This window comes from Candidatus Pantoea deserta (genome assembly GCF_003813865.1).
GTDB classification, from domain to species: Bacteria; Pseudomonadota; Gammaproteobacteria; order Enterobacterales; family Enterobacteriaceae; genus Pantoea; species Pantoea deserta.
Window position 1 is genome coordinate 1 of the sequence record NZ_RMVG01000004.1, and the last position, 13139, is coordinate 13139.

General features: G+C 58.3%; 7 protein-coding genes and 1 pseudogene. All 8 read right to left on the reverse strand.

Features of this window, described 5'->3' with window-relative positions; genetic code table 11:
- On the reverse strand, window positions 1-1448 hold a 1448-nt coding region (locus tag BBB56_RS07560; RefSeq protein ID WP_123800366.1), incomplete at its 3' end, for a hypothetical protein.
- Window positions 1445-4008 (reverse strand): annotated as a pseudogene (locus BBB56_RS07565) (type VI secretion system Vgr family protein). The pseudogene BBB56_RS07565 and the gene BBB56_RS07560, both read right to left, overlap by 4 nt.
- 4 nt (window positions 4009-4012) lie before the next feature.
- Complete coding sequence (gene tssJ, locus BBB56_RS07570) at window positions 4013-4540, reverse strand: type VI secretion system lipoprotein TssJ (RefSeq protein WP_123800367.1); 528 nt, start codon at window positions 4538-4540, stop codon at window positions 4013-4015.
- A gap of 76 nt (window positions 4541-4616) precedes the next feature.
- Window positions 4617-5696, reverse strand: a complete 1080-nt coding sequence (gene tssG / locus BBB56_RS07575; protein ID WP_123800368.1) for a type VI secretion system baseplate subunit TssG — start codon at window positions 5694-5696, stop codon at window positions 4617-4619.
- Window positions 5660-7429, reverse strand: coding sequence for a type VI secretion system baseplate subunit TssF (gene tssF, locus BBB56_RS07580; protein WP_123800369.1), 1770 nt, complete (start codon window positions 7427-7429; stop codon window positions 5660-5662). The genes tssG and tssF overlap by 37 nt, the downstream gene beginning before the upstream one ends.
- A gap of 27 nt (window positions 7430-7456) precedes the next feature.
- Entirely contained in the window at window positions 7457-7690 is a 234-nt protein-coding gene (locus BBB56_RS23730; protein WP_233593003.1) for a DUF2726 domain-containing protein, read from the reverse strand.
- A gap of 438 nt (window positions 7691-8128) precedes the next feature.
- Window positions 8129-9745, reverse strand: a complete 1617-nt coding sequence (gene tssA / locus BBB56_RS07590) for a type VI secretion system protein TssA (RefSeq protein ID WP_123800370.1) — start codon at window positions 9743-9745, stop codon at window positions 8129-8131.
- The gene (locus tag BBB56_RS07595; protein ID WP_123800371.1) at window positions 9746-13117 is read right to left on the reverse strand and encodes an ImcF-related family protein; all 3372 of its coding nucleotides are present in this window, start codon (window positions 13115-13117) and stop codon (window positions 9746-9748) included. It abuts the gene before it with no gap.
- Between the last annotated feature and the right edge of the window lie 22 nt (window positions 13118-13139).

Below are 13139 nucleotides of genomic sequence, written 5' to 3' on the forward strand. Positions count from 1 at the left end.
AACGTGGCATAGGGTGGCTCAATTCCCTCCGGTTTGCTGTAGCCGTGCACGCCTTCCACATCTTTCCAGCCAGAAGGATAAAACTCAGCTTTTACCCCGTTAACCTCCACGCTGACAGGCTGTCCGGTGCCCTTGACCTGCTCGCCAATGCGGTTAAGCTCTTTTTTCAGCATTTCATCCAGGTTGATGATCACCTGCTCGCCGCCACCTTCAAGGTACTGGTTGGTTCTCTTTTGTCCGAACTGTTCAGCAATTTTACCGTGCCAGGCATTGGTGCCCGGCATCCGCGTGGCAAGGTCTTCCGGCAGATGCAGCACCACCAGAAAACCGTTGCCGTTCCACTCATCCAGTACCGCTGATAATTGTCGCCACTCTTCCGCGTTACCTGGCACTTTCTGATAGCCCCAGAATCCGCCCGCAGCCCAGGAGCCGCCGGGCGTTGTTGCCAGCGCAGTCTCGTTACCGAAAGCGCGAAAAATCGTACTGCCCGCCATCTCGCGGGCGCTTTTGGCAATAATTTCACCGCTGAAAGAGGCGATGTTGGCATAAACCATGCTGTCTCCAAATGCCGGGCTATGCTCAGGTTGTCTTGCAAGTAAATCCGGATAGCCCGGTTTCGAATATTTTTGCCGCAGTCTGTCTTTATGCCATTTCTCTGCATGAATACTCGGAAATCGCGTTCCCTGCTTTGGCGCTTCCCGCAGCGGGCGTTCTATCAGATAGGCTTCCGCTTCACGCCGCACTTCAGCCCTGCCCTTACCCGTTGCCACCGTATGGATTTCGCCTTTATACACCAGCGCCTGCAACACCCGCAGTTTCGCATCCAGCTCTTTCAGCGCCTGGGGGATCATTTTCGACGCCAGCGGCTGCAGCGCCGCAAAGCCATCCCGTACCCGGATTAAATCCGCCTGCCATCTCTCCGGCAGCATTCGCCCCACCCGGGCTTTCAGGATCTGATTAATCGCCGTGATCATGGTGTGGCAAAAACCATCCATTTTCTCACTCAGCTGCGCCTGATACTCAACCACATTCAGCTTGTTCAGCCACTTCACCGCATCACCTTCGCCGACACGGTTCAGAAACTTAATTATGTATCTGAGCGTTTCTACATTTTCTGCCGCTTTTTTTGTTACACGCAAAGCCAGACGCCCCACCCCTTTTATGACTCCGCCCATCACCGGGATCAGCGCAAACAGTAAAATCACAAGAAACAGCCATTCCGTAACGCTTTCCCGCTTCTTCGGCTCTTTCGCCAGCCCGATAGAAACTGCAATCAAATCGCGTACCGCCGTCACATCACCGACCAGCGGAACCATGCCAATCACCGCATCGACAATAATCTGACCGATGGTCTGTTTTTCATTAAACGCCCCCTGAAGGGTGCCCCAGATCCACTGCCCGGTTTCCAGACTGGTTTCCTTAAACCACGCAACGCCCGGCATACTCATTCCACACCTCCGCTGTGTTTCGTTATCAGGACGTCAATGTCGGACTCACTGACTGAGGAACCGATAAACTGCTGATTATCCGTGTTGTATTTTCGTAAATAACCTCGCACATCAGGCCCTATCTCAACGGTCATCGGCCCGTCCGGTATATCGTCAAGATGCAGGTAGCCCGCCCCATCAAGGTTACCGGTACGCACAGAGCCGTCCGCCAGCGTCGCGGTAAACGCTGCACCGACCACCGGCGCGTCATCATGGTAGAGGTACTGCATCAGAGCGTCATTACGGTCTCTCAGAGGGTCAGCCAGCCACGGCACATCCGGCGTCTGTGATACTCCACCTTCTGTATCCAGTCGACTCGCCTTGCGGGTGTAAGTCCCTGCCGTCTCGTACTTGATTTGCCCCTGCTCAATGAGAATGGAGCTTCCACCGCCAACCAGCCTTATTCGCTTTTTCCCGGCCAGCAGCATCTCTCTGGCGGAGACAAGGGTCAGCTTCTGCTCCGCGCTCAGGTACATCACCCCGTTCTGGGACTGGAACTGTACCGGTCCCTGTGCCGAAATCAGGCTCAGCCTGCCGTGTTGAGCAAACATTCCCACGCTGTCGCCCGCCAGCCCGGTGATATGCCCCTGGGTCCCGATACTGATATCACCACCGGCATTCAGGGCAATATTGTCAGTGGCCGCCAGCTGCAGATGCTCTGAACTGGTAAAGCCATCCCCTCGGGTGCTGAGAAGTGAAGCATCTCATTGAGGGTTTTCAGCCGTGTGGCGAACATTGCCTGCTGGCTGGCAATATCAGCTTCCAGGGCTTTCGCCTGTCGGGTGGCTGTGGCCAGTCCCTCGATTTGTACGCGGACGGCCTCAGTTTCCCTCAGAGCCTCATCCATACTCAGCACATCGCCTTCAGCCTTCGCCTGGCCATCCGCTGTGATAAGCAGCCCTTTTGCCACGCGAATGACCCCGAACTCATCGGTACGCAGCTCAAACCCTGTACCCCGCAGTTCGTTCTGCTCATTCACGATGTGACCCTGGTTCAGCGCCGTAGAGCCGAAAGGGGTACTGAGCGCAATATGCTCTGCCTGACGCTGGTCTTCCATCCGCAGTTCGTTCTGACCTGCGGTGCGCAGGATGTTCTGGCTGCGGTTATCCCGCGTGACCACATCCGGATGCTCAGAGTCATGAAAGGCATGGGCAATGTACGGGCGGTCCGGGTCACCGCCGTCAAAGGCAATCCCCACTTCGGTGCCGTCAGTCAGCGGCGTGTGCCAGCCATACGTATCCCCGGCGTACGGTTTGGCCTGGCGTATCCAGAGGTAGCTGTAACCCGGCTCTGCGTCTTCACGGCTGAAGTCCAGCTTCACCCGGTAGCGCCCTGTTTCATCGAGATGCGCATACGGTGCATTCCTCTCATCGCTCTCGACGCGGGCCATGAGCGTACCGGCGATCAGTGGGCGTGGTATCGGTGCTGGCCTGAAGCAGTACTGCTCGCTGTAGGGCATGCCCCATACGGAGACGTGCAGGCGGGTGTCACGGGCCGCACGGAAGGTGGTCAGCGTAATGACCATCCCCTCATTCAGCTCCGGCACATCACTGTCGCCGGTCTCCAGCACCATGCCCGGCGTCAGGTGGCTGGCGTTACTGAAGAGATGCAGGCGAATGGCGTTATTAAGCGCGTACTCATGCTGAATACGGGCGTAAAACGCCTCGCTTTCGGTTTCCGGGTCAAGGGGGGTGTCATCACCGGCGTCGCGGCAAGGTATCAGGTAGCGGTAGTGTTCACCGGTGGTAGCCGCCTCATTTCTGACGCTGACGGCCGCATCCATCCGCGTGCCGGCCATGCGGTAGTTGTAGTCCCGGATGGCCACACTGCCTGTGACGGTGTTGTGCCACACCCGCGCATCCCATACCGCTTCAACCGCGCCGTCATACAGCGCCGACGGCTCCCGGTAAGGCAGATGGACATCAAACTGGTAGTGCAGCTGGCTGTCGGCAAACATCACTGTATCCAGCCAGGTGGCAGGGTTAACCCCGGTGCGGAACCAGATGCCGTCTTCGGCGAGGATACGCTGGATAAACTGCAGGTCGGTTTCCCGCCACTGGGTAATCAGTTCCCGTACCGGGTAGGTCTGTTCCAGCCGGAATTCAAAATCAGACCCTTCCAGCCCGTGGCTACGCAGTATCTGCTCCACCAGTTCCGGCACCGAGACATTCTGCCAGACCGCACAGCGGCGGGTGTGGCTGAGCAGTGCCAGGCGCGAGGAGAGCGTTACGGCGAAATGCGTCTGGTCCACAGTCTCTTTGAGAACCTCAAAGCCGGTGATGATGCCCTGCACCACCCGGCCTGAGAGCATGCTAAGGGTGGCATACTTCAGCATCGCATCCTGACGGCTGATGTTTTTCTGTGGCGTGGTGAACTCAATGCGCCATTTGAACGGCGCATTCAGCGCTTCCCGCCCGTGGAAGTTCAGCACATCCGGCTTCAGGATGCTGTCGTTTATCTCAAGGCGGTAGCGTGTCTGTCCGTCAAACAGCGCCAGCCAGTTATCGAGGGTGGTGTCCATGGGTTTACTCCTTCACAGGAACCAGGGTCAGCCCGGTGCTGTTGAGCTGAATGGTGCGCGGCTTGTCCGGGTCGAGATCGTCGCGGCTTAGTACCAGCTTCCAGGTGTTGTTTTTGATATCCGGCCGATTAAACAGCCCCACCACCGCCACAAACTTCGCCTCTTCGTTCATCGGCATATTTAGCGTCACGCTGCCTTTGGGCATCACCAGCAGAGACTTGCTGGCGACGATGTCTTCTTTCAACGTGGTGTCCGCATCGCGCAGCATTTTCTGGTAGTCGGCGGCATCCGCCTTCTGGCGGTCTTTCAGCTGGTAAACCTGCAACATGGTGGCCAGTGGCGTCTGGCTTTCATCAGCGTTGATGGCCGCGCGGGGTTCAAAATCCAGATGCAACACCTTTATTTTTTTGTAAAAGATGGCTTTGGTTGCGCTGACCGTGCCGTCCGACACGGCCTGAGTCAGGCCACATGCAGTCAACAGGGAACAGAGCAGCATCAGTGCGACGCTGCGCGACAGAGAAGCGAAAGTCATTCGGGGAGTCCTTTTCAGCCTTCAGAAACAGGTGCGTGTTGAATGTGTCTGGTGTTGGGTATTGTGTTCCGGAATATCAGTCGAAACGGTAGCCACCGGGCTCTGCCGGTCGCGGGGTCTTACAGGCCAGCCCTTCATAGGTGCCCAGGCTCACGGTCAGGTGCGTACGGGTCGCGGGACGGTCGCGCCTGAGACCCAGTACGCCGGTGCGGCCCAGCTGTACCCGGCTTGTCTTACCCAGACCGGGTTCAGGCAGACAGCTTACGGGTACCGTGAGGCGAAGGCGTACATCGGAGCGATAACCCATGTACACCCGCAGCAGCACCATCAGGTCAGTGTGCAACTGACCGCCGGGCAACCAGCCCTGCGCCTCCTGCGGATTGTCAGTCGCCAGCATCAAGAGGATACGGCTGCTGGCCTCTTTGCCGGTTTTGCCGAGCGTGGCCCGCTGCGACAGCGACACGCGGTTGGCTTTGCCGAGTCCACTGCGGCTCTCCACGGGGACTTTCACCGGGTCCGGGCTGATAACCGTGCTCAGGGTGTCCGGGGCCAGCAGACTCACCAGCTGGCGGATGCCTTCGGCGTTTCGGGTTGGCAACCGCATGGTCCCCAGTAGCGCCAGGAAGCGGGAAACCGGTGTGGCAATCTGCTCCGCCGTACCCGGGATGCCAAGACCGACCAGTCCCAGCAGGCACTGAGAAGTGTCATCCACGCCGCCAGCTTCGAAGGTTGCCGGGTAAGCGTATTTGCGCCAGATACGGTAGTACTGGGTGTGAATACGGTGGCTGAAGATATCGAGAAACGCGGTGGTGGCTTCATACCCCTCACGGCGCTGCGCAATATCATCGAGGTACGCCGTCGGTAGCGGGGAGTCCACCCCGTACATTCCGAGGAAAGTGGTCCGCACCGTCGGCGACAGGTCCGGGTGGTCCTCATCGGTTTCAACCGCCTTCAGTTCGCTGACCGGGAATCCCATCCCCGGCCACGGACGAAAACGCACCGGGTCGGCGGACAGTTTCTCGGTGCTGCCGAGCTTCGGCGCATCCGGGTTTTCCTGCTCCAGTAACTGACAGAAACGGTAGAAATTAACCTGCCAGATGTCACCGGCAAGCCGCTCCGTCAGCCCGGAATGTGCTGGCTGTGATTCTCTTTCCATCGCAGTCGTTTCCCTGTCGGTTGCAGGACCAGCGTGAGCTGATTAAAAAGGTGGACATCGGCATAGAGGGCAAAGAAGCGGTGCAGCATTTCCCCGAACAGGGTGACGTCGCCTTCTCCGGCAAAATTGTCCGCGTTAAGGGTGATTTCAATGTCCACCCCGCGCAGCATAAAGCCCTTCTCAAAGCGTCGGATAAGGGTGTGTTTTACCGCCACAATCGCTTCCAGACGGCGACGGTTCATCTCATCATCGGTCCAGTCATAGAGCGCCAGCGTGCCGCGCAGCACTTCCGGGTTATCCATCATGCTTAAGAAGCTTGAACCCAGATGGCTCATCACCCGCCAGTGGAAGCGGTCGTTCGCAGGCGGGTAAAGCGGCAGGGTCGGCACCTTCAGGTTCATGACCCGAACCGGCACCTTGCCCGCTTTCACCACCCTGTCCAGCAGCGTGCTCTCGAGTGACCGGCGCGGCAGCTGTCCGTTAGTGCCGGTAATGCGAATGGAGAGCGACTCCGGTGCCTGTGACAGTTGCTCCAGCTCGAACGACTTTCCACCGAGAATAAGCCAGGTGTCATACAGCCCCGAGGGGCCGCGCTTCACGCGGGTGTGGAAGTAACGCTCCGGTGCATCATGGCGCATCATGCCACCGCGGTGGCGGAAACTGGTGAACGGTACGTACGGGTGCTTGCCGTTTTTCACCGCACCATGAATGGAGTCTACGCTGTAGATTTCGGTATGCCCGTCTTGCACAAGCATCGGGCGCAGAAGGTATTCATTCTGGAGCGGATCAGGCGTCAGCGGGTCCGCTTCCAGTGAGAACAGGTTAATGACCGGCGCACAGTGCAGGCGAAAGTTATCAGTCTCAAACGGCATGTCTGACGGCCAGCTGCCGTCGAGCACAATATCGGTCTCAAACCAGGTGGTTTTCTGACTCAGCCCTGCCAGTTCCAGGCCTCTGAGTTCCACGAACATAAACTTCTCGCGGAAGCTGAAATACTCCAGCAGCAGTTGGTAGCCACTGAACGCTGAGTCCCCTTTCGGCCACAGCCGGTCAGGGTCATCAAAGCCCATGGGTTTACACCAGCCCTCAACGCGGACCCGTTCGGTATGGGTCTCACTGTGGCGGACATACATCGCCTGCATCCGGCGCGTCAGCGCCAGGTGCAGGGCCGAGGCTACGGGGCTGTCAGCATCGAGGTAAATGGCGACCTTATCAATCCCGGCTTTTGACCAGTCCACCTTGTCCGGGCATTCGAAACGCAGGCGAATGGCGGCGCGCCCATCGGATTCGGTCCGCAGGCGGGCCTCACTCAGATGCAGCGGATGCAGCGGTACGTCACGGGTGGTGCGATACTGGCAGACCGTGTTATCGGGACCGACCGGGCGCGACAGGACGGAAAAACCGTTTTCGAGCACTTCCATTTTGCGAAGCTGACGCCAGTCCGGCGTGAACGCCACCACAGAGAGCGACGGGATGGTGCGCATGTAATGCGGCCACAGCAGGCTCACCAGCCCTTCTGTCAGTTCTGGCAGGTCATCATCAAGCTTTTCACGCAGGCGGCCCATCAGGAAGGCGAAGCCCTCGAACAGGCGCTCCACATACGGATCACGGGCCCCGTTTTTATCCAGGTTGAGCATAGCCGCGCGGTCGGGGTGAGCGCGGGCAAACTCTTTACCGGCCTCGCGCAGGTAGCGCATCTCGGCTTCGTAATAGCGCAGGGTTAAATCATCCATGAGAGAAAGTACTCAATTCAGTAAATTTCAGGAAACGGCCATTCTTTCTTCTACAGCCTTATGACGATCCCACACGGGAGGTTGAATGTTCATTTCGTCAACGTTGACACGAAGCAACGGAACACCGGCCATTTCAAATATATGTTCGAGCCGTTTATCACGTGCAATACGCTTATCGAGTTCATGGCTTTTATCATCCAGTTCAATGACGCAGACAATTTTGTTATTTTTTCTGGAGACCAAAACATAATCCACGGACATCGCATTAAACCGGGTAAAGAAACGAGCTCTTTCGCACTAAACGCATTTTGCTCAGGTAACTTCAAAAAGCGCCCAGGACTTACCTGGCAAAATATCCGACAATATTGACCAAACCACTCTTCGAGCTTTTCCAGATATTGTCTTTCTGTCGAGGTTGTCATGTATTTTTTATTTTCAAGAGTGACACCTTCTTCCACCATTCCCCAGAACAAGTCCTCCTTCTCCTCCCAACGAGAGTGCTGGTATTTAACGGCTGGACGTGGCGACGGCGCGTGAGTACAAGTTGTTGGTTGAGCTTCGCTTCGGAAAGTACGGTTCTTCGATATGAGCTGCCGAAAGGATTTTTGCTGACTTTTTCTGTGATGTACTCTAACCCAGACGCCAGCACCAAAACTGGCAGTAACCCAGAATAAAACGTCCATCATGCTTACCTCTGTTCTAACCGCACAGCACCATCGCGCGGGCCGGATCGAGCGCAATCAGCCCTGCCAAAAGTGTGTCTATTTCCGGAGTGAGTCGGGCTTTGTCGCTTTCACTGCGTCCGGCTTTAAGACGCAGTAACCGCAGTCGGCGGGCCTGCACGTCAAACAGCAGGCCGGGCTCCCAGTCACTGAGGGTCAGCAGCGGCGCGCTGGCGGTGAGCTCACCGAGCAGGTGCAGGGCAAGCTCGTTGCGGCCATACTGCTCTGCCACCCGCGCCATGAGTAAACGGAGTAACCAGCGGCTTCGGGGTGAGTCCATACCCGGACGACTCTGAAGCCAGACCATCGCCGCCTCCGGGCCATCGCTGTCACCCTTTTCCATCGCTTCCGCTTCCAGCGCAAAAATGTCATCGGTCCGGACTCCCTGTAAGGCGGCAGGCTCTTCGGTGAACCCGGACAGGTCGTTGTTGACCTTCTCCGCTATCCAGCCGAGCGTCACCTCATCAGCAAACGGCGTACCGTCATTCCAGGCGAGGGTTTCCAGCCCCGGAAGACGCTTAAGCAGCAGTTTCAGGTCGCTCAGGATATAATCAGCCCATGGTTCCCAGAGCGAACCCGCGCGACTCAGCCCTTGCCACAGGTACCACTGCAAATCGAGCCAGAAGCGGTTACCGCCTTCGGTGAACATCACATCCACCTGCTCAATCAGTTCTGTCCAGCTTTGCTGCAGGTACAGGCGTTTAAGCTGTGCACGGTAGTCCGGTTTAGGGGGCAGCAGGCGGGTCCGGCCACTAGCATCGAGCGCCGGCAGTTGCGTCACCAGGTCCCAGCGGGCGGCCTTCATTATCCGGTGAGCCGCAAGCCAGCCCTGGGGCTGCTCCACCACCCAGCCGGAGAGCACGCGCAGCTGGCGTACCAGTTCCACTTCCGATTTAACTGCGGCCGCCGCCGGCACAGCACTGCCGGAGGATGTGGCGGCTCCGGCGTCGGTAGCCTCTTCCTGATGTGAAGCGGCCACCGGTGTATCGAGCCCACCCGCGCCGGCAAGGCGGTTTTCAAGTGCGCGCAGGAGCCCGGCAAATGAGGGCTGCTCACTGTCAGGCAGATTCGACAGCGCATCGTCCAGCAGGCACAGTGCAGCTGCTGTTCTTGCCGTGTCTTCCCGCGTCACATCCGGCCAGCGCGAGAACGCATTCAGCACTTTGTCACTGTTTAGCCACTCTAGTGCGGTCAGTCTGGCATTGCTGCGCAGCGGGTGGACGTACTGCCCTGTCTGATTCAGCATCGCGGTAAGCAGCATCAGGCCATCAGCCAGCCCACTATCACCGTCGTGCTGCAGACGAGCAAAGACATACCAGGTGACCACGCGGAGATCACGGGCCTGGTGGGTCACAACCTGTTCGGCCAGATGGCAGAGCACGTCGGTATCGGTACCGGAAAGCTTGTTGATCTCCTCGCGCATCAGCTGGAAATCATCCTCATAAGTCGGATCTTCCCCTGCCCCGTTTCCTGCTGCCAGTGGAGGGAGCCAGGCATCCCAGCGGGACAGGTTGTTCCGGGTCTGCATGAGCAGTGCAGTACGCTGGGCCATATCCGGGAGGCACAAGGTCAGGAGGCTTTCTGCGGTCAGCATTTATTCATCTCCGTTAAGGGTGAGTGAGCCGTCAGTAGCACCACCAGAAAAAATGCTCTGCGGCAGGCTGAAGCCTTGCAGTCCGAGCAGCGCCAGCGGCCCGTCGCCAAGCTCGCTGCGCATGATGAATTTCAGCGGATTACCATCTGGGGTGATCCACACCAGCTGCGTGCGGCTGCTGTCGAGCGGGGTGACTCGCGCCTTATCCAGCAGTCGGATCAAGCCCCAGTTCCCCTGGTTACTGGCGTAAAGGCGCATTTCCGCATTGACTGAGCGCCAGCTCAGATCCACACCGGGATAGTACGTATTGCCCGGCCAGGTAAAGCTCTGCCAGCTCTCCATCTGATTGAAGTAATCCAGTTTCTGGCCATCGAGCGTCAGCTGCGTGCGGGCCACATCGCGCGACGGTCGGGCCATCAGTTCGAAATGCACCCCGGCATCGCCCTGGGCAAAGACGATATCCGTAATATCGGCAAGTTTATTAATAGCGGCGAGAAACGCCGGGCTGATGCTCATTCCCTGACTGGCTGACGGATCCACCACCCAGTGACTGCCTTCCTGATGCAGCATGCCGCCGAGGTTAGTTTTGATAAATGCCGCGATACGCCCGGAGTCGCTTCTCAGGAACTGGGCCAACAGTGGCAATGAAGCATCGCTGCCGGTGGCCTTAAACGGATAGCGTCCGGCAAAGGCGGTGTTCCATTGGGAGACAATGGTGCTCTGCCAGCGTGCGTTCAGGCTACCTGCGGCAGGAGCCAGCACCTGACGCCAGGCCAGATCGAGCGGCTGCACAAACAGCGCCTGCCCAAAGCCGTTCCACTCCTGGCCGAGGCTTGCTGCCGCCAGAGAGCCATAGTCACGGGTATCTGCCAGGTCAATGGCTTTACCCCGGAAGACGGTCTGAGCCAGCATCTGAGCCATCGCCTGCGGATCAGGGGCACTGGTCACCTGCTGAAGCTTGAGGCGTACCTGGGTTACCCGTGCCAGCCAGGACTGGAAGCTGAGGTTGCCGTTCGAGCCGGTCCCGTCCTTGCCGGCCATCAGGCCTGTGAGCGGACCAAAGACGCCATCCAGCGGACCTTTCGGCCCCTGCGTCTGCTCAATAAACTGTTTTGCGTTCTTCTTACGCCCCACCAGTTTTTTCGCCGAGTCCACCAGGGTGTCAGCAAGGGCTTCACCTTTAGCTCCGGTCTGACCCTGCCAGGCAAGGGTATTCATGAGCGCTACCAGAGGTGATTGACGTACATCCGCCAGCAGATTCAGCTGTGCAATAGCTTCCGAGAGCGAGGCGGCTTCATGCCACTGAATACTGTTGGCCATATTGAGCCAGGCGTTCCCAAAATCGGTGAAATAGCGTTCTGTCAGGCGCTCTTTAAGCACTCCCGGTGACACATTACTGCCCGGCTGATGGGTTTTATCAGTGAGCACCCAGTCGATTTCATCACGGCGGGTCTTCACTACTTCATCAATCGCGTCTTCAACCTGCTCTTCCCACGCCTGACGGGTGAACATCCCCGGCACCACTTCTTCAGAGGAGAACAGGGTTGACGCGTCCGTATCGCCGGTCATATCTGCCAGGGTTAAATCCGGCCAGTTACGGGCAATGCGTCCGAGCATCTCCTGGTAAAGACCGGATTCGGCATTACGCTGACCAATCTGCTTGAGCAAAATCTGGCGCACCGTACCCACCAGTTCGTGGTCAGGGGTGATTTTCCACTCCGGGTGTGCCGGCAGGTTCTGCGCCCAGAAGCCGAGCAGCTTCGGCGCCTGGGTCTGCCACACGCTGTCCGGCACGCCGCTGCGGTGCGGCCAGGCCTTCAGCATATTGCCTGCCAGCCATTCCGCATCCGCTTTGTCTGGACGGGCCAGCATGAGGTAGCCTTTAAGCAGGCCGTAGCTCTTCTGGGTGGCTGACATGCGTGCGGTGCTTGCCGGTGGCAACTGCACAAAAGCGTTAAGCTGGCGGTCAAGTTCGTCTGCCAGCGCATCGCGCATCAGTTGCTGATTGTTACGGGCGTATAATGGCCAAAGCATCTCCAGCGTGTCGCTGTCCTGGTTCAGGCCAAAGCGGGTGTACCACGGCGCGCCGTGCACCTGGCGGTTCTGCAGGCGGGCAATAGTCTGCTGCAGTGCTAACTGGTTACGCAGACGATCCGACAGAGGCTGTTTAGTGTCAGCGGCAACCCGGGCCGTATCCTGGGCCAGCCAGATTTGGGTGCGGTTGACGGACAGGGACAGTAGCGTGCCCGCGCCCCAGAGCAGTACCACACCCAGCAGCACCAGGCGCAGCACCTTTTGCCAGTGGAAACCGATTTTACGGGCATGCACCTGTAGGCTGTCGTTTTCGAGCGCCTGCCAGACCGGTGGTGACAGGCGCGCATGCGGCACCGTTTCGCTCCCTGGCAATGCCGGACTGAACATCATCCCACGCAGACGGTAAGGGGCTGGCCCTGACATCAGCGTGGTCAGCAGCGGGACCAGGGAGCGTCGCAACGAGCCGCGCAGGGCTTTTGACAGGCTCAACAGCCAGTGGTGCTGAGAGTTCTCCAGCAGCGCCGCCACGCCGGATGTTTGCAGGTCTGACGAGAGTGAGGTCAATGTCGAACGGACCTCTTCCGTTGTCGCACCTGGACCAAATAGCGCGCCGGCTGGAGGCACCCCCTCTCCGTCCTGTTCCCAGGAGCCTTCCCGGACAAGCCACAGCCAGACCGGCAGTTGCCAGCCCAGCAGGGTATCGGTTTTCTGACGTACACGCACCAGCATGTCCTGCTTCGCCGTATCGGGCAGTGCGACCGCATTCATCACCTGCACCACCCCATCGAGCGGACGCTGTGGTCGCACCGCTTTCAGGACGGACAGGAACTCATCATCCGGCACGCTTTCCGCAGGACCGCCGTAAATAAGCACAATCCCGTCACTTTCCTGCCAGTGATCGCCCTTAAGACCCGGCACCACTTTTTCGATATCGTTGTCAGTACCCTGTACCAGCAGCAGGCGAACTCTGGCTTTCCAGCGACGGCGGTAGCGCAGGCGCAGATGATCGACCAGCGCCTCAGCGACAAACCGGGAGGTGTCCGCGTCGGTATGTTTTGCTTCAGGCTGGGATGCCGTAGCCTGCTGCGCAGAGACTACCACATCCAGCGCTCCCTGTTTCTCACCGTTCTTAGCGAATATGGTTTCAAGCACCCAGCCGATAATCAATGCTGCCAGCATCAGCAGCAGGCTGATTATCGCTATGCCGGTCGTACTGAATGGCCCGATGTTGAAGGTGTCCTTAACCCACTCCGGCCATAGCAAGAGTGCGCCGCCAATGAGGCAGACAGACAGTGCGCCCAGAAGCAGCGCAAGCAGAAAAGTGGATGCGATTTTCATAACGGAGGAGAGCAATCCCTTG